The sequence below is a fragment of the Nodosilinea sp. AN01ver1 genome, from assembly GCF_050565655.1.
Taxonomy (GTDB): domain Bacteria; phylum Cyanobacteriota; class Cyanobacteriia; order Phormidesmidales; family Phormidesmidaceae; genus Nodosilinea.
This window is the reverse complement of sequence record NZ_JBNXVS010000002.1, coordinates 335,567-351,785: the sequence shown is the minus strand read 5'-3', so window position 1 is coordinate 351,785 and position 16,219 is coordinate 335,567. Positions and strand designations below refer to the sequence as shown.

Annotated in this window: 17 protein-coding genes; 6 read left to right on the top strand and 11 right to left on the bottom strand. The window is 53.1% G+C overall.

Annotated elements, in window-relative coordinates; all coding sequences use genetic code 11:
• The first annotated feature begins 103 nt into the window (after nucleotides 1-103).
• Nucleotides 104-514 (top strand): hypothetical protein, encoded by a 411-nt coding sequence (locus ACQ4N7_RS03990; RefSeq protein ID WP_430710330.1) that lies wholly within the window; start codon nucleotides 104-106, stop codon nucleotides 512-514.
• The gene (locus ACQ4N7_RS03985; RefSeq protein WP_430710329.1) at nucleotides 501-1,445 is read left to right on the top strand and encodes a DUF6262 family protein; all 945 of its coding nucleotides are present in this window, start codon (nucleotides 501-503) and stop codon (nucleotides 1,443-1,445) included. The genes ACQ4N7_RS03990 and ACQ4N7_RS03985 overlap by 14 nt, the downstream gene beginning before the upstream one ends.
• Before the next feature lie 14 nt (nucleotides 1,446-1,459).
• On the opposite strand, the gene ACQ4N7_RS03980 is transcribed toward ACQ4N7_RS03985, so the two are convergent.
• Both ACQ4N7_RS03980 and ACQ4N7_RS03975 read right to left on the bottom strand, forming a co-directional pair.
• Nucleotides 1,460-1,954, bottom strand: a complete 495-nt coding sequence (locus tag ACQ4N7_RS03980) for an ASCH domain-containing protein (protein ID WP_430710328.1) — start codon at nucleotides 1,952-1,954, stop codon at nucleotides 1,460-1,462.
• A gap of 5 nt (nucleotides 1,955-1,959) precedes the next feature.
• The gene (locus tag ACQ4N7_RS03975; protein ID WP_430710327.1) at nucleotides 1,960-4,080 is read right to left on the bottom strand and encodes a GNAT family N-acetyltransferase; all 2,121 of its coding nucleotides are present in this window, start codon (nucleotides 4,078-4,080) and stop codon (nucleotides 1,960-1,962) included.
• Between the two features lie 338 nt (nucleotides 4,081-4,418).
• Here ACQ4N7_RS03975 and ACQ4N7_RS03970 point away from each other — a divergent pair, with 338 nt between their 5' ends.
• Nucleotides 4,419-5,090 carry a hypothetical protein gene (locus tag ACQ4N7_RS03970; RefSeq protein ID WP_430710326.1) on the top strand — a complete coding sequence of 224 codons (672 nt, stop codon included), beginning with the start codon at nucleotides 4,419-4,421 and terminating at the stop codon, nucleotides 5,088-5,090.
• Between the two features lie 66 nt (nucleotides 5,091-5,156).
• Here the strand turns inward: ACQ4N7_RS03970 and ACQ4N7_RS03965 are convergent, their stop codons facing one another.
• The 5 genes from ACQ4N7_RS03965 to ACQ4N7_RS03945 all read right to left on the bottom strand — a co-directional run bounded on the left by ACQ4N7_RS03965 (nucleotide 5,157) and on the right by ACQ4N7_RS03945 (nucleotide 9,795).
• Entirely contained in the window at nucleotides 5,157-5,720 is a 564-nt protein-coding gene (locus tag ACQ4N7_RS03965; protein ID WP_430710325.1) for a Uma2 family endonuclease, read from the bottom strand.
• Between the two features lie 71 nt (nucleotides 5,721-5,791).
• Nucleotides 5,792-6,451, bottom strand: a complete 660-nt coding sequence (locus ACQ4N7_RS03960) for a hypothetical protein (protein WP_430710324.1) — start codon at nucleotides 6,449-6,451, stop codon at nucleotides 5,792-5,794.
• The gene (locus ACQ4N7_RS03955) at nucleotides 6,432-7,637 is read right to left on the bottom strand and encodes a sulfite exporter TauE/SafE family protein (RefSeq protein WP_430710323.1); all 1,206 of its coding nucleotides are present in this window, start codon (nucleotides 7,635-7,637) and stop codon (nucleotides 6,432-6,434) included. Before ACQ4N7_RS03955 ends, ACQ4N7_RS03960 begins: the two co-directional genes overlap by 20 nt.
• Before the next feature lie 100 nt (nucleotides 7,638-7,737).
• Nucleotides 7,738-8,886: a glycosyltransferase gene (locus tag ACQ4N7_RS03950; protein ID WP_430710322.1), complete on the bottom strand. Its 1,149-nt coding sequence runs from the start codon at nucleotides 8,884-8,886 to the stop codon at nucleotides 7,738-7,740.
• Nucleotides 8,887-9,081: 195 nt separating this feature from the next.
• Nucleotides 9,082-9,795, bottom strand: a complete 714-nt coding sequence (locus ACQ4N7_RS03945; protein ID WP_430710321.1) for an endonuclease III domain-containing protein — start codon at nucleotides 9,793-9,795, stop codon at nucleotides 9,082-9,084.
• 236 nt (nucleotides 9,796-10,031) lie between these two features.
• Between ACQ4N7_RS03945 and ACQ4N7_RS03940 the strand changes: the two genes are divergently transcribed.
• Nucleotides 10,032-10,373 (top strand): cupin domain-containing protein, encoded by a 342-nt coding sequence (locus tag ACQ4N7_RS03940; protein ID WP_430710320.1) that lies wholly within the window; start codon nucleotides 10,032-10,034, stop codon nucleotides 10,371-10,373.
• A 196-nt stretch (nucleotides 10,374-10,569) separates the two neighbouring features.
• Here the strand turns inward: ACQ4N7_RS03940 and ACQ4N7_RS03935 are convergent, their stop codons facing one another.
• Nucleotides 10,570-11,310, bottom strand: coding sequence for a hypothetical protein (locus tag ACQ4N7_RS03935; protein ID WP_430710319.1), 741 nt, complete (start codon nucleotides 11,308-11,310; stop codon nucleotides 10,570-10,572).
• A 305-nt stretch (nucleotides 11,311-11,615) separates the two neighbouring features.
• Between ACQ4N7_RS03935 and ACQ4N7_RS03930 the strand changes: the two genes are divergently transcribed.
• Together ACQ4N7_RS03930 and ACQ4N7_RS03925 are read left to right on the top strand one after the other, a co-directional pair.
• A complete protein-coding gene (locus ACQ4N7_RS03930; RefSeq protein WP_430710318.1) occupies nucleotides 11,616-12,548 on the top strand; it encodes a DUF4432 family protein in 933 nt (310 codons plus the stop codon).
• A gap of 98 nt (nucleotides 12,549-12,646) precedes the next feature.
• Entirely contained in the window at nucleotides 12,647-12,745 is a 99-nt protein-coding gene (locus ACQ4N7_RS03925) for a DUF29 family protein (RefSeq protein ID WP_430710317.1), read from the top strand.
• Nucleotides 12,746-12,835: 90 nt separating this feature from the next.
• On the opposite strand, the gene psbA is transcribed toward ACQ4N7_RS03925, so the two are convergent.
• From psbA to ACQ4N7_RS03910, 3 genes are all read right to left on the bottom strand, one after another.
• On the bottom strand, nucleotides 12,836-13,921 hold the full coding sequence (gene psbA / locus ACQ4N7_RS03920) for a photosystem II q(b) protein (RefSeq protein ID WP_430710316.1): 1,086 nt from the start codon (nucleotides 13,919-13,921) through the stop codon (nucleotides 12,836-12,838).
• A gap of 206 nt (nucleotides 13,922-14,127) precedes the next feature.
• Complete coding sequence (locus ACQ4N7_RS03915; protein ID WP_430710315.1) at nucleotides 14,128-14,475, bottom strand: histidine triad nucleotide-binding protein; 348 nt, start codon at nucleotides 14,473-14,475, stop codon at nucleotides 14,128-14,130.
• 58 nt (nucleotides 14,476-14,533) lie between these two features.
• On the bottom strand, nucleotides 14,534-16,075 hold the full coding sequence (locus tag ACQ4N7_RS03910) for an FAD-dependent oxidoreductase (protein WP_430710314.1): 1,542 nt from the start codon (nucleotides 16,073-16,075) through the stop codon (nucleotides 14,534-14,536).
• Between the last annotated feature and the right edge of the window lie 144 nt (nucleotides 16,076-16,219).

Below are 16,219 nucleotides of genomic sequence, written 5' to 3'. Positions count from 1 at the left end.
CTATTCTCACGATCTATTCACAGACTGCATAATGAATCTGACCTGCCCAGCTATGCTGTTTTTCCCTCGCCAATCGAGGGGGTGCCGAAGTTGATGCAACTAGGTGCCGAAGTTATGCAAATACGCACTTAAAAAAGAGATCGCTAAATTCCATGGAAAGATAGTTGACATTACTGGCAAAGTCATTGAACTGGATCCAAACTCAGAAGTTGACACCTCCGATTATCAATGGTTCAAGCGGAACATCCAGGCCCAATCCTTATCTAATGGCTCTTGTGCCTTGCCAGTACATCAAAAAGAGTGCCCTCATGCAAATGCTTGTTTGACCTGTTCTCATTTTCGTACAACTACAGAATTCCTTGACCAGCACAAGGCCCAGCTCCTGCAGACCGAAGAATTGTTGGAGAAAGCGAAAGTGAATGGCTGGCAACGTCAAATCGAAATGAATGAGCGAGTTGCCCAAAATCTTCATAGGATTATAAGCAAGCTGGAGGAAGAGGATGCATCAGCGTAATACAGAGGGGCTTAAGTCTCATGCTCAGGGAAAGCGTGAACATACCTTTGAGCGGGCAGAAGCCGGTATTCGCCAGTTGATTAAAGAGGGTCGCCCGATTAACTTCGAGACTGTCAAAGAGGTTTCTGGGGTGTCAAGAGCGTGGCTCTATAATCAACCAGAGCTACGGCAGCGAATTGAACAGCTTCGGGGACAAGGGCAAGTCAAGAAGACCGTTCCTCCCCAGCAGAAAGCTTCTAATGCTTCTAACGCTGCAAAGGTAAAAACGCTTCTACAAGAGGTCAAAAAACTTCGGGCCGAGAATCAGGGTTTACGTCAGCATCTTGAGGAGGTACACGGACGTGCTCTGTACGCCGATGAGGAGGCAGAACGCTATAAACGGGAAGTCGAAGCGGTTAAAGCAGAGAGGAATGAGCTAAAGAAGCTCCTGAAACAATATCAGTTCCAAAGCGAGAAACCTTGTACCAACGATGTTACTAGCATATCCCAACGAAGGGCTTCTAATACCGAAGACAAAGCCGAACAAATTCAATTAGAGGTTGCCAACCTAGGAATTCAGCTTAACTCCACACTGAAGAAACTAATTGAAGATACACCAGAGGAATCATTACTAACAGCTCTTGCAGCTCTTAAAGAGGCTTTGGACCTAGGAAAAATAAAGAATCCTGCTGGATGGCTTAAACGAGCAATTGAAGATGCTTGGCAACCAAACAACCATCCTACTCAAGCTAACTTAAAGAATGATTTAGACTTGTTTAATGAATGGTTTCCTCTAGCAAAGAGTCAAGGATTAGTTGTCGCTAGCACTCAGCAAAGTGGAAAGATCCTTATACTTACGGTAGAAGAAGAATGGCTTCCATTTGCTGAATTGATTAACCGCCATCCAATCCTGGATCTTAGCAATAATCTAAAGCAAAACAGTGAAACATGAATAACTATTGAGCACTAGGATCTAAGTGCTAACTCAGATTGATAAAACTTAGGTTTTTCAGACAAACTCAAAATATCTTTTTCGGCCATTGACTGAATTATTTTAAGTTCTCTTTCTTTAAGATAGTGATAGCACTGGGGTGGTCGAAAGTCAGACCATTCTTTTCTTAATTGCTCCAAACCAATCGGGCAATCAAAGCTAAATGTTTTCTTCAAGAAGATTGCAAAACCAGTTTTAGAATTCTTATAGTATTGATGAAAATCTTCGTATGTAATCCCGGCTTTTCTTTTGACAACCATCCAAAGGTCTGCAGGAGACATTTCAATAACTTTTTCAACTTCAATGACACCTACTAGAGCCTGCTCGGGCGACGTAACATACACTAAAATTAAGTCCCCATTATGGAGATGACGCGGGCGAACGCGGCGAAGTTCAACCTGCTTATCCCCTTCAAATATCATATTTGCATACTGGTGGTGTATTGAAAGCAGGAGTATGTTTGGTGACATTAGACTCATATCTCCATGTCTTTACAGATCCCATAATTATACAACGAAATGAACTCTTCTGACGTTAATTTATATGGGGCTCTAACTGCAACCTTGCGTCCCAATATATTTTCAATTTCTCCTAGCTCAACTGGCTTATCAAATAGCTCAGTATCACTAAATTTCATGGCCATGATATCACGGTTGAAATTGTTTCTAGCTGTCTCCAACACATTTTTGAAGTTATATACTCCAAGCCTTCTGTATTTCTTGTGTAGATCTATAGGCTTTCCAATAATGATTTCATCAAGCCTTGAGCATGCCCTTATTGCTCCTAATGTGGCTTGGCTTCCACCGCCGCCAGTTTTACTTACGTACCATAGTATTCGGCCAGGTGCTTTTAGTGTTTTTGGGGCTTTCTTTGCCCGGTAATATACTACTTCTCTTTTAAGAGCAAGATCCTCTTTTGCTCCCCATAGAATTTCTTCGGCTAGTTCTTTGTCAAACAAATCTTTGGCCCACCAAGACTGGATGGGAATGATAAAACTAGGAATTTCAACGTCAGATATCTTTGCAGGATAAAAAATGCGTTCTATATTTGCTGCTAGATTTGAGTTGTTGAGATAATCTTTGTCAGTTAAAGGTTGTGCAAGTGACATGAAACAGGCATATTTGCTATTTTTTGAATTGCATAGGTGAGAGAGATGAATTGAAATTTGTTCTGAGCTTCCAACTATATTTGGATTTGCTCGAATCCATCCACTACTTGTCTCTATGAAATAATCCTGATTGAGTGCGGTGATAGTCTGAGAACTCAGTCTTTTTTCTGTGATAGTAGTAAAGTTCCTGCCTTCTTTTGCTGATTTTGAAAAACAATCAAAAATGCAATGACGGAGAATTGTGGATGTTAGTTTAGTTTTCCGAAACCTGAAAATCGGGACTACGAGTTCGTTAATATTTTCGCGATCATAAGCTATCAAAGCAATAGGTTCTTCGCCTCTACGTCCAACTGTGAAGCACTCAAAACGTTCAGAGTTTGATAAGACCTGGCGAAGCCCTCTTTGAAAATCAATTTTACTTTCACCTTGAGCGTAGCTTAAAAACAAGCTTATTAGTTTTTCTTGTTCACCGCTCTGAATCCGTTTTCTCTTTATACTAGTTCCTGCTAAGCGAATAGGTTGATAATCAGCGGATCTACGCAATTCATCCAGTCTTAGAATAAAATCAATAGGATGAATTATAATTAAATCAAAATCTTTATAAATTCCCTCTTCAGCTTCTTCAAGCAATCTTTTGTCTCGGGTTATGAAAAATTGAATATCTAATTCGCAACCAATCACCCTTGCTAAGTGGCGCAAATCTGATGAGTCGCTATCTGATAGAGTTGATGGAAAGTACTTGCGTAATGCTCTAGAAGTTTCGTCAAGTACCTCTTGTGTGCAAGACAAGGGAGTAAACTGAGTAGCCAATTGGCGTAGTTTTACTCTTTTTCTACTATCTTTATTTCTGTCGATTTCGTTCTTGATTTCGTCGGTAAGGCATAGTTCTACTTCGGGTTCAAGCCAATCAGCAAGTAAAGCTTTAGATTCTTTGCTATCTTCATCATTTGTTTCTTCATCAGATAGGTCATAGAAGATATTGGCATCTATAGCAGCACAGATTTTTGAGGAAGTCTCTTGCTGAGTAAGAGCGGTCAGTAGATCTGGATGACCATAGTCTAACCACCATTCAGTAAGAATGCTTCCTCCTTTTCGTCGACCTGGTCGTTCATGAACCGCAACAAATCCGAGAGATGCCCACATATCCCTTAGGTTATAGTCTCTACGGCATGATGCCTGCACTCCCTGCAGGTGAGAGGTTTTGCTCCTTAATGACTTAAGCAGTTCTTTGGCAGCCCCTATGCCTCTCCATTGCTCAGCTATGCAAAGATGCCTTAGCTTTACTTTGTAGCCACTGATGTCATACAACAAATAACCAATACAACCAGCTTCAGGGGAGACACAAGCAAGAATCAGGCCCTCATCAGCAAGCCTGCGAAAAGCACCATAGGGTAAAAAGCCAAGTGTCCCTGCGTTAGCGTCTGCTAAATGCAGAACAGTATTGAAATATTCTGACGTTGAATCAATTTCAAGGATAGAGAGTTGCAACGATCTGCCTAATGTCATTCTAAGTAACCTTTACGAATAAGGTACAGGTGTTCGCATAAGGGCAGTGAAGCAGCGTAATACTTAAAACACCTATAAAGTCAAGGATGCCCTGAATTTAATTTATAATGTAACGATGGCTCTACAACTCGGATATCTTTTTATCACTCAAAACAAAAATTTGTATAAATATTTCATTTGAAGTATCTACTTTGTAGATATGTCTACGAGGTGAATCCCATGAGCTACAAGGGTTGTAGCGGTTGTGCTACATATAACAATCCAGATTCGGGGATAGGTTGCCAGATTTCGTTGAGGTTCAGATTGGAGAAGATGAACCGATGACTAGCGCGATCGCAGAAATCATCCAAAACGGCCTGGCGTTTGATGTCAAAAATTGGGGTAGCGCAATGGAGTTCGGCGATCTGCTGGCTACGGTTGAGTCTTTGTTTGCCACGCTGGAAGATCGCCAAATCGAGTACCTGCTAGTGGGCGGTATTGCAATGCTGAGTTATGTAGAGGGTCGCAACACCCAGGACATTGATTTTATTATTTCCAAACGAGCCTTAGATGATCTGTCAGAGTTGGTTATTCTCGAAGAAGATCGAGATTTCGTTCGAGGAAATTTTGGGCCTCTTCAGGTTGATTTACTGTTGACGCAAAACAAGCTGTTTAAGTTAATCAATCAGCGTTATGCAATAAAAAAGACGTTTGGCGATCGCACCATCCGCTGCGTCACGGTTGAGGGCTTGATCATTCTCAAACTCTATGCTCTGCCCTCGCTTTATCGACAGGGCAACTTCGACCGGGCAAGCTTGTATGAAAACGACATTACTCAGTTGATGATGAACTACCCGACTGAGCTAGAGCCGATTTTCAAAATCCTACAGCCTCATCTTTTAGCATCTGATATAGAGGCTATTCGAGAAACCGCTAACGAACTCAAACTGCGAATTCAACGCTTCCAGGCCCAACAGCAAAGATTAGACAAGTTGCCTGATATTGAATCATGAGCCGCTGTTTGTGTATTGATTACTGGGACTGCTGATAAAGCTACTTTTGGCTCAAGCATGTCAGCTTCAAGCTCGAAAAGCTTTAACGGATTGAGAACGAGATTCAATAATGGCGCACTGGGCCAGGCGATCGAGGTCAATGCCCTGCACAAACTGACTTTCGCTGGCTTGCTCATACCCATCCGATCGCAGGCAATAAATGCTAATGCTCTGCGCTTGCCAAAACCAGACCTCGGCAACACCTAGGGCGGCGTAGCGTTGGAGTTTGTCGGGGCCACCGCTGGTAAACACAACCTCAATCGCCAGGTCTGGGACAGACTTGCTGGTGCCAAAACAGTACGATTCATCAGCCTGAACCGAGGCGATCGCCTCCCGTTCTTGAGAGAAAGAGCCGGTAGCCACAAACTCTACACCCTGATCCAGCAGGTAATCTTCGATCAGGTAGCCGAGGTTGCCCTTTACAATCTCATGCTCTGGGGACGTGGACAAAATCTCTAGCTCCCCAGCGAAATAAAACAGACGAATGCCTGGCGAATCGGCAAACCCTTGCTGAATCGCTTTAAAGTTGTCCCAGCTTACGCCTGCGTGAATAAACCGCTGCTCGGTAGGTCGATCGACAAGCTGAACCATCGCTACCCTCTGGGGTTTCTTCTTCTATAATGCCCCATTGTTTAGGCTGCAAGCATTGGTAGATTCTAGACCTACGGCTCTGGGCTATCGTCCTGCGGGTGCGGGAGTTTTTGGCGACGCAGCAGCAGTAGGACTGCGATCGCAACCCCTACCCCACCTACCGCGATCGCAATACCCCAAACCCAACTAGCCTGGGCTGGGGCGGCTACACTCTCGCGATCGCTGGATGCAGGAACTGGTTCTGAACGGCCCTCGTTTACCGCTGGCTGAGTTGGCTTGACGGCACTGGCGCTACCGGCGGCAACCACGGTGGTGTAGCTCAGCTCAAAGGGCGTGAACGCTGCATCAGCGGTGGGGCTACCCGTAAGCACAATCCGGTATTCGCCCACCTCAGGAAACGTGATCTCGGCACCAGGCACGTTTTCAAAGCTTTCGGGCGACATCGCGGTTAGCGCGGGCTGCATCACGGGGGCAGAGGCCTTCTGGTTAGCCCTGTAGACTGCCAGGTTGCAGTCACACTCATCCAGGGGAATTACCCTGCCGCCCTGCTGCGTGAGGGCTACCCAAACCCGAGTTGGTTCTCCGGCTTTGGCGCTGTGGTTGGGCTCTAGGTGCCAGGTACCCGCGACATCGCCTGAAACCTCGGTCTTGTGAGCCTGGGCCGGTAGCCCGGTCAGGCTGCCCACGCTAATGAATAGACTGCCAACCAGGCTAACGCTTCGCCGAGACATAGTATTTCTCTAGAGACAATAGCGACCAAACCCAGCGCCAGCGCAGCAGCAGGGCGAGTAGGGCCAGGGTAAGCAGGGCGATCGCCGCGATCTGGTTTGCTGTAGCGCGCTCAAACCCGCCCCAGTAGTGCGACCCCAGCAGCAGCGTGTGGGCCACCACCAGAACAAAAATCGGTAGGCTGAGCAAATGCAGCCGTCGCCACTGGTGGCCCAGGTAGCGCTGGGCCTGGTCAAAGCTGGTCAGGGCCAGGGGCGTCATTAGCCCAAAAGCGACGATGCCTGCCCAGCCGCCTACCTGCAGCCGGGGCAGCAAAAAGGGCAGCGCCAGCGGGTTCCACCCCATAGTGACCATGTGACCAATGTGGGCGATCGAGAGCACAAAGGCCCCTACCCCCAGGGCGCGGCGGTAGACCAGCAGCGGCGACCAGAGGCGGCTAACGGGTCGGGCAATCAGGGCCAAAAACAGACAAACCAGCGCCCCGTGCCCGGTTAAATCGACGCTGCCGCTGCCCCGAAAGACCGTGAGCAGGCCAATCACCAGCGTAATCCAGCCGCCGAGGCGAAAGAGCTGGCCCCGCCGGTCGCCGCTCACCCATCCGGTCGAAACGCCGACCCCCAGCATCATCGGCAGGGTGCCGATACCAAAGGCTAGCATGGTAGCCCCACCCGCCCAGGGGTCGGTGGTTTCTGCCGCTTTGAGCTGAGCCGCATACAAAAAGCCGCAGGGAATCAGCCCCCAGGCCAGCCCCAGCAGCAGCGGCGTCCAGCGCTGGGGGTTAAGCGAGAGGGCCTGCATGGCGCGGCTGAGGCGATCGTGCAGGCCAGACATCGGGTTGAGGAAGGGCACCTTGGGCATGTGCTGGGGGCTAATTTGGGCCAGCCCAAACCAGATCAGCAGCAGCCCGGTGACGATCGCAACCCCCCGCCGCAGCGGACTGCCGATGCCCGCCATTTGCCCACTGGCCACCAGCACCGACCCCAGCGCTCCGATCGCCACGCCGACCAGGGTATAGCTCATCAGCCGACCGAGGTTGAGCAGCAGGTGAAACGAAATGTGCTGCCAACGACTGGGCGTTGCCCTGGACTGAGACAGCGAGAAGGCCACGGTAATGGGTCCGCACATGCCCAGGCAGTGGCCAAAACTGCCTAAAAATCCGACGCTGGCGATGAGCAGCAGGTCTAGCATTCCAGAAGAAAGGGGCGCAGGCGGGTTTTTTAGAGTAACACCCTACCCTGCCCTGCGTCCTTTGACCAACTGTCTATTGACAGAACGCCAGCCCAGCCAGTTAATCACGGGGACGCGGCACTCGCAGTCGGGGCGATCGCGGCATTGCTACCAGCTTTTGCCAGATGTGCTCGTAGCGCTGGGCCATGGTTGGGGCCGTAAACTGGGCCGCCGCCAGGGCTCGACCCCGCTGACCGAGGCGATCGCGCAGGGCGGCATCCCCCTGCAATCGGCGCAGGGCTTTGACCAGACCCATCACGTCGTCTTTCTCCACCAAAAGCCCGGTTTCGCCCTCAATTACGGCCTCGGCTACGCTGCCCACCCGCGTTGCAACTACGGGGCGAGCCGCCAGCATGGCCTCGACAATCGCCAGGGGAAAGCCCTCCGATCGCGACGGCAGCGCGAAGATATCCACATTGGGCAGGTGGGCGCGGGGGGTGTTAGACCACCCCGGCAGCGAAACGCGATCGCCAATGCGAAGATCCTGCACCAGCTGCTCTAGGGCATCACGTTCTGCCCCATCGCCCCAGATGATGAGGTAGGCATCCTCGACCTGGGCGATTGCCCGCAGCAGAATGTCGTGGGCCTTTACTGCGTCCATACGACCTACGGTGCCAATCATCAGCCGGTGATCTTTGCGGGCTGGTGTGTGGGCTGGCTCAAATGCACGGTCAGGCACCCCATTGGGCACCGATAGCACCGAGTGGCGACCTAGGGCATAGAAATCCTCCATGCGCCGGGCCGATGCGATGCCCACCGCGACATGGGCATCGACCCGCAACGACAGCGATCGCGTGCGCCACAGCGTCAGGGCATCGGTGGTTCGCAGCGGCAGCTGATCGACCCGCACCACCCGCGCTTTGGGCACCGTCAGCGCCGCTGCCAGGCCAATCGCGCCCGCCCAGGGGGTACACAGGTTGAGATGCACAATGTCGGGCCGCAGGCGATGCAGCGTGGTCATGTGCGCGGCTAGCGAGGGCAGACCACTTGGGGGTAAGACAATTTTTTCGGCGCTGGGCCGCTGGGCAGCGATCGCATCCACCACACTCTCTGCAACGCCCACCACGGTGATGGCAATCTCATCTGACACGGCTGCAACCAGATGGCCCAGGCTCAGCTCAGCCCCACCCAGCCCCAGAGAATCGGTGTAAACCACAACTCGCAGCGGCCTCTGGGCTCCGCTGTCTAGCGACATCAAGGTTGAATTCACAGGTTATAGATGGCATTTGGATGCTACTCATTCAGCAATATTGGGTTCTTAGTTGCCATCGCTATCCAGACAGAGCGCCTACTAGACGGGAGATAGAGAGCTGAAAACGCATCCCTCAAAACGCATCAACGGAGGCTATACATCGCCAAACTCAGGCTGCCCGTTCAGAGCGAATCGCTGGCAAAAAGAAAGGCTTCAGGACTGCGCTGATTGGGCCTGACCGTAGGGGCACAAATTTAAGACCACGCAGCGATCGCAGGCCGGTTTTTGGTAGAAGCAGCACCGCTGCCCGTGTAGCATCATCACTTCGTGGTGGTCGTAGACCTGCTGGGCATTCCAATCCTCGGGCAAGAGCGCTTCCAGCACCGCGTGAGACGGCCCCACCGCCAGGGTCTTAGAAATTAGCCCCAGCCGCTGGGCAACCCGATGGTGGTGGCTATCGACCGGCAGCGCCCGCCCCCGCAATTGACTAAAACACAGCACCGCCGCGCTGGTCTTGGGGCCAACGCCAGGTAAGGCTTCGAGCCAATCGCGAGCCTGCCTGGTCGGCATATCCTTCAAAAAGTCGAGCGACCATTCGCCGTTGGTTGCCTCCCCAATTAATCGCAGCACCTGCTGAATGCGGGGCGCTTTTTGCTCGGGCCAGGTGCAGGGGGCGATCGCGGCCTCAACCTCTGCCGTAGGGGCATCTCGCACCGCATCCCAGGTTGGGAATTGCGCCACCAGTTGCTTAAAGGCGCGACCCGAATCGCGGTTTTTGGTGCGGTGCGACAGCAGCGATGACACCAGTTCACTCAGCGGGTCGAGGCTGTGAAAATAAGGAATGGGGCAGCCATATTCGACACAGAGGCGATCGTGAATGGCGATCGCCTTGTGCTGCAAATCTGCGTTAATTGGTTGGCTTACCAAAACTCTGGCCCTGCGCGCTCTGCTCAGCAGTCTAACGACCCGAAGGTGAAGTCAGGCTTTACCTGCGGAGAGAGCTAAAGAGTATCGCCTGGTCGCCATGATTGGCGAAATCTGCAAAGCAAGGGGGCGCTGATGCGGGCGATCGCAACCTCTCTAGCACCATGCTCCCTCATTGGAAAGATGTTGCCCTGCCTTAGGGTCTTTAGGATGCGAGTAAAGGCAAAAATTACGCAATTATGAGCAACACCACCATCATTAAAGTCACCTCCGAAGCCGCGCCCACGGGCTCTATGGGGCAAAAGCACCTGGCCCTGAGCAAAAAATTAGCGATGCGGCTGTGGGAAAATGAGCAGCCCGGTGAGGCCAAGCCAGAAGCTCAGCGGCCCTACGAGGCGATCGGCTACGTCATTAGCGGGCGGGCCGAGCTGCACCTCGAAGGTCAAATGGTGGTGCTCGAACCCGGCAACTCCTGGGTCGTCCCCGAAGGTGCGTCTCACACCTATAAAATCTTGGAACCCTTCACCGCTGTTGAGGTGACAACGCCTCCCGCTGTGGTGCATGGGCGCGATCAGGCCTAGCGTTTGGTGGTCTGAGAATATCAGCCTCACCCTGGTGCCCTAGCTCTGCCTGGGCACCCTGTTTTGCGGCTCTGCCGCTTAGTTTAAGAGACAGAGTCTCCGACCAGCGTTCCATACAGAGCATTGGAACGAGGTTCATCAGTTGTAGGGTGCATCCGCGCAGCGATGCACCATTCACAGAGTCTGAGCCGGCCCCTTAGTACGGGGCCTCGATCGCTTCAAACGCTATATCGTTGAAGTCAAATAAAACCGTTTCGCCCGCCAATCCATTGGGCTTGACTTGAGCAGCCCAGAGCTTGCCTGCTGCCGCCCAAACCAGCCGCTTGCCATCCAGCTCAGCCCATTCCCAGGTTGGGCAGGCGATGGGCGCTGCTGAGCTAGGCCCAACCAGCTCGTGCTCATCCCAGTAGCAGCCTTTGCCCACCGGAGCACCCACTTCGGCGTGGGCAATTTTGCGCAGCGTCCAGCCGTGGCCAATGGGCTTCTCAAAACTATCTTTGTCCTGCCATTGGCGGATCTTGATGCGATCTACCCAGGTCCAGCCGTCGCGGAGCAGACGAGGGTAATACACGCTCAAACACTCGCCGCCACAGCCGCCCTGGGGTTGGTACTGGGTGTCTCGTTGCAGAGTCGGTGCGTTGCGTGATTCTGCGTGGCCGTAGCCGTCGTTTAGCCAGTATTTCGTCTTTCCAGTCCATAAGCCCCCGCCGTGCCAGCAGTCACCCTTGGGGAAAAGCGCGATCGCCTTCAGGTAGGGCACTCGCGAAATCGCCGTCCACGACCCCCGCGCCTCCGACTGCCACTTGCCGTTCATGGCGAAATAGATGGCGTGTTTGCCGTCGGGCGATATATCGCTGCGGCGTTCGTAGATGCGGCCTTTGAGCCATTGCCCAAGCTGGAACTGGTCGCGATCGCGATCCCAGAGCAAAGTAGCCACGCGTTTGGATGGCCCCCTGCGAATCACTAGCCCAACGGGGGCATGACTGGCGAGCAAAACATGAATTCGAGGCGGAAACTGTGACATCAGAGTAAGTATTAGAGACAGCTAAATAGCCGTAGCGCGAAATAGTAGATCATCAATCTTCAACTGCTCTTAAAAGTGCCCAGTCATGGCGATCCCGATTTCGTTGACAACGTTCCTTAATCTTGAGCGTCTTAAAATCCCTCTTTAGATGTAGTGAATGACTGGGGGACAGCCCTGTAGCCTTAAATGGCACCAAGCCAATGAGGATGACGGTAGGAATGGCGCTGGAAACGGTAGAGCAAGCCCAGGTTTTAACCCTAGAAAATACTGAAATCAGGTTGACGATTCGGCCTGACTTAGGCGGGCGTATTGATCAGCTAGAAGACTTGAGAAATGGACATTTCTGGCTCTGGCATCCCGCTGACTATGTGCCTGAAACGACGCGATCGCTGGCCGTGGGTGCCTCCTTTGACGATCACTGGACCGGCGGCTGGGACGAGGTGTTTCCTAACGATGCCGCTGGTGAGTTTCAGGGGCGAAACCTGGCCGACCACGGCGAGCTGTGGTCGCAGCCGTGGCAGGTTTTAGAAACCTCGCCCCTCAGCCTAACGCTGGGCTACCAGTGCCAGACGGTGCCGGTGGCGGTCAAAAAGACCATTCAGCTCAGTACCGATCGCCCCGAGGCCAGCCTGCTGTACGAATTTCACAATCAGTCTGAGCAGCAAATTCCATTTTTGTTTAAGCACCACGCCGCGATCGCGATCGAAGCTGGCGATGAAATTCTACTGCCCGACTGTTGGGTAGAGCCAGCGTTTTTAGAGTTCAGCAAAATCATTGGCCAGCCCGGCAAAACGCGCTTTCCTGAAGCGATCGGGGCCAGCGGCGAAGCCGTTGATCTACGGGTGATGCCGCCGCCCTCGTCTCAGCTACAGGAGTTTTACTACACCTCTGAGCTAGCCCAGGGGTTCTGCGGCATTCGTCACCAGCGCAGCCAGTCGGCTCTGCTCATGACCTTCGATACCACCGACTTTCCCTACGTCTGGATGTTTCAAAGCTACGGCGGCTGGCAGGGTCACTATGTGGTGGTGGTAGAGCCTTGCACAAATCTGCCCTCTGATTTAGAAGAAGCCTGTCGCAACGGCACAGCGGCGCTGCTGCAACCCCAGGAGCACCAGCACCGCAGGCTCACGCTGCAACTACAGCGTAGTTAGGGATGTATCCTGCTGACTTCCCTCATCGCTGAGCAGCTTGAAGGCCACAGTAGCGATCGCAGGGGATATACGCTGGATAAAGCGCTAGAGAAACCCGTATGGCTAGCCTTTATGAGCTTGACTACGATACTTTCCCTGCCGAATGCCCCTACACCCTGACTCAAATTCTCGACGAAACCTTTTTACCCAGCCCCTAAGCAAACAAAAAAACGCCCCAAAGTCTGGGGCGTTGATTACCTTCATTCGACCTATTTACAGAATGGATGAGGCCTCAGCCCCCTCCAAACCTAACCGTTGATGACAGGAGCCTGCAGGGCAACGGGGGTAGCCTCACCGGCAGCAGCCAGGTCGAGGGGGAAGTTGTGAGCATTGCGCTCGTGCATCACTTCCATACCCAGGTTCGCCCGGTTGATCACATCAGCCCAGGTGCCAATCACACGACCCTGAGAGTCAAGGATCGACTGGTTGAAGTTGAACCCGTTCAGGTTGAACGCCATCGTGCTGATGCCCAGCGACGTGAACCAGATGCCAATCACAGGCCACGCCCCCAGGAAGAAGTGCAGCGAGCGGCTGTTGTTGAAGCTGGCGTATTGGAAAATGAGACGACCGAAGTAGCCGTGGGCCGCAACGATGTTGTAGGTCTCTTCCTCTTGGCCAAACTTGTAGCCGTAGTTCTGCGACTCGCTCTCGGTGGTCTCACGCACCAGAGAACTGGTAACGAGAGAACCGTGCATGGCGGAGAACAGGGAGCCACCGAACACACCGGCCACACCGAGCATGTGGAAGGGGTGCATCAGAATGTTGTGCTCTGCCTGGAAAACCAGCATGAAGTTGAAGGTACCCGAGATACCCAGGGGCATGCCGTCCGAGAACGAACCTTGGCCCAGGGGGTAGATCAGGAATACGGCAGTAGCAGCAGATAGCGGAGCGCTGTAGGCGACGCAGATCCAGGGGCGCATGCCCAGGCGGTAGCTCAGCTCCCACTGACGACCCATGTAGGCAAAAATGCCAATCAGGAAGTGGAACACGATCAGCTGGTAGGGGCCGCCGTTGTACAGCCACTCATCCAGGGAAGCGGCTTCCCAGATGGGGTAGAAGTGCAGACCGATCGCATTCGACGAGGGCACAACCGCACCAGAGATGATGTTGTTGCCGTACATCAGCGAGCCAGCTACGGGCTCACGGATGCCGTCAATATCAACCGCAGGGGCGGCGATGAACGCGATGATGAAGCAAATGGTGGCGGTCAGCAGGGTGGGGATCATCAGAACACCAAACCAGCCCACATAAAGGCGGTTTTCGGTGCTGGTCACCCACTGACAAAACCGCTCCCAAGCTCCCGCATTGTCGCGGGCGCGAAGAGAAGTAGTCATGGTAAGAGTGCCAATGAATAACAACGAAAAATGGATATGAATGGTTAGAAATCCTTCCGAGTCCAGATACGAAGGTTTACCGCAGGCAAAGCTTCGGTTTTCGACCCAAAGTTGATTCTACCCATCCATATGCAGTGTAAAGTTTCTCTTTTCCACAACAAACCGTGAGAAAGGAAAGTTTATTTCGTTGTACAAAAGTAAATTGGCTAGCCCGGTGGCCACCCCAGGCCTCGGCCACCCAGCAGGTGCAGGTGCAAATGGTAAACCGTTTGCCCGCCGTTATCTCCAGTATTGATCACCACTCGATAGCCGTCTTCGGTTAGCCCCAATTGGTCAGCAATTTCCTTAACGGTTAGTAACAAATGCCCTAACAGTTCTTTATCATCCGCAGTTGCGTCTGAAAGTTTGGGAATTGGCTGCTTGGGAATGACCAGGACGTGGGTTGGAGCCTGGGGCGTAATATCGGTAAAGGCCAGGCAGAGATCATCCTCGTAGACGATATTGGCCGGAATCTCTTTGCGAATGATTTTGCCAAAGATGGTGTCGCCACTCATGGGAAAAGTTGAGCTAAAAGACGCCGCTATTGTCGCACGGGCCAATTAATCGCACACCTCAATCGCAAACCTTCGGCTCCAGCGGCTTGACGGCAGGGCCGTGGAGAATGTGTCCCTCGCAGCTAAAGCGGGAGCCGTGGCAGGGGCAATCCCAGCTCTTTTCGGCCTGGTTCCAGGCGACGATGCAGCCCAGGTGAGGGCACACGGCTGAGACGGTGTGCAGCTGGCCGCTGTCGTCGCGGTAGGCGGCAATTTTGCTGCCCTTGTGGGTGACAAGTTTGCCAACCCCTGGCTCAACGCTATCGGCGGAGTCAAACAGGCCCTTGAGGCGATCGCCCACCCAGTGAGCGCCCACTTCCAGGTTTTGCTGAATGGAGGTAGATGTCACAAAAGGTGTAGGGCGAGTGGCCTCGTACAGATCGGCCCAGGGGTTTTGAATGCCGAGAATGCGGTCTGACAGCACCATCGCCGAGAGAATAGACTTAGCCATGCCCCAGAGGCTGAAGCCGGTGGCAACAAAGGTGTGCTGGTGGGCCGGGGTAAGCTGGCCGATGTAGGGCAGCTTGTCAAAGGAAATGTAGTCCTGGGTCGACCAGCGGTACTCAGGCTCGACCCCAAAGGTACTGCGCAGATAGCTCTCCAGGCGCTCAAAACGCTCATCGGTGGCCTGGTCTTCGCTGCCGACTTTGTGGCCTTCGCCCCCCACCATCAGCACGGTGCCGCCATCGTCGGTAGGGGTAGAGCGAATCGAGCGGTAGTTTTCGCCGACGCCAATGTACATGTCTTTGGGGGCCTGAGCTGGGTCAACATGCCCGCCGACAATGTAAGACCGTTTCGGGTAAGTTTTGGCAAAGTACAGGCCAATATCCAAAATCGGCAGGTTGGTGGCAATCACCACATCCTGGGCGGTAACGGTGGGGCCGTTGTGGGTGATGACGCGGCAGGGGCCATCGCCTTCGACTGTTTTGACGCGGGTTTGCTCAAAGACGTAGCTGCCGTCGCCGGGTAGGGTAGCCGCGATCGCCAGCGTAAACTTGCGCGGGTGAAACTGGGCCTCATCAGGCATCATAATTGCCCCAGTGACCGCAAAGGGCAGGTCAACGCTCTGGACAAAGCTGGCGGGCAGACCCAGACTCTGGGCGGCTTCGACCTCGTCTTTGACCTTGGTCAACCCGTCGGCATCGGTGGCAAAGGTGTAGTTAGTCTTGCGCTCAAAGTCGCAGTCGATGTTTTCGGCGGCAACCAGGTCGGCCAGGCGAGCGATCGCGGCCCGGTTAGATTCGCCAAACAGCCGCGCCTTCTCGTGGCCGTGCTGTTTGATTAGATCGGCATAGATCAACTGTTGCAGAGCAGCGACCTTAGCGGTGGTATGGCCCGAAACGCCAGCGCCAATGCGGTCGGCTTCGATTAGCGCCACAGTTTTGCCGGCCTGCTTCAGCAGCTTGGCGGTGGTCACCCCCGCCAGCCCGGCCCCCACGATCGCCACATCCACGCTGACGTCCTGACTCAGGGTTGGGTAGCTAGAGGGCAGCGTTGAGTCAATCCAGTACGAGATGTGGCGTCCGGTGAGCGTCATGGCAAAAAACAAAGGAGTGGTCATCGTCCATCCTCTCCGGCTTTTTGCCTATTCCCATCCCCCTAGAGCGAGAGCAAAACGTTGTCAATAGGTAGAGCCTGATGCTGCCGGGTGGATATCGACAGGCGCAGGTGGCGATCAGGCGCGATCGCCACCTGCGCTGGCCAA

Bases quoted from the DNA above. Each gene is read 5' to 3' on its own strand.
- psbA (WP_430710316.1), bottom strand. From the start codon at position 13,921: ATGACTACTTCTCTTCGCGCCCGCGACAATGCGGGAGCTTGGGAGCGG.
- ACQ4N7_RS03910 (WP_430710314.1), bottom strand. From the start codon at position 16,075: ATGACCACTCCTTTGTTTTTTGCCATGACGCTCACCGGACGCCACATC.
- ACQ4N7_RS03930 (WP_430710318.1), top strand. From the start codon at position 11,616: ATGGCGCTGGAAACGGTAGAGCAAGCCCAGGTTTTAACCCTAGAAAAT.
- ACQ4N7_RS03915 (WP_430710315.1), bottom strand. From the start codon at position 14,475: ATGAGTGGCGACACCATCTTTGGCAAAATCATTCGCAAAGAGATTCCG.
- ACQ4N7_RS03970 (WP_430710326.1), top strand. From the start codon at position 4,419: ATGACTAGCGCGATCGCAGAAATCATCCAAAACGGCCTGGCGTTTGAT.
- ACQ4N7_RS03960 (WP_430710324.1), bottom strand. From the start codon at position 6,451: ATGTCTCGGCGAAGCGTTAGCCTGGTTGGCAGTCTATTCATTAGCGTG.
- ACQ4N7_RS03965 (WP_430710325.1), bottom strand. From the start codon at position 5,720: ATGGTTCAGCTTGTCGATCGACCTACCGAGCAGCGGTTTATTCACGCA.
- ACQ4N7_RS03925 (WP_430710317.1), top strand. From the start codon at position 12,647: ATGGCTAGCCTTTATGAGCTTGACTACGATACTTTCCCTGCCGAATGC.
- ACQ4N7_RS03940 (WP_430710320.1), top strand. From the start codon at position 10,032: ATGAGCAACACCACCATCATTAAAGTCACCTCCGAAGCCGCGCCCACG.
- ACQ4N7_RS03985 (WP_430710329.1), top strand. From the start codon at position 501: ATGCATCAGCGTAATACAGAGGGGCTTAAGTCTCATGCTCAGGGAAAG.
- ACQ4N7_RS03955 (WP_430710323.1), bottom strand. From the start codon at position 7,637: ATGCTAGACCTGCTGCTCATCGCCAGCGTCGGATTTTTAGGCAGTTTT.
- ACQ4N7_RS03980 (WP_430710328.1), bottom strand. From the start codon at position 1,954: ATGTCACCAAACATACTCCTGCTTTCAATACACCACCAGTATGCAAAT.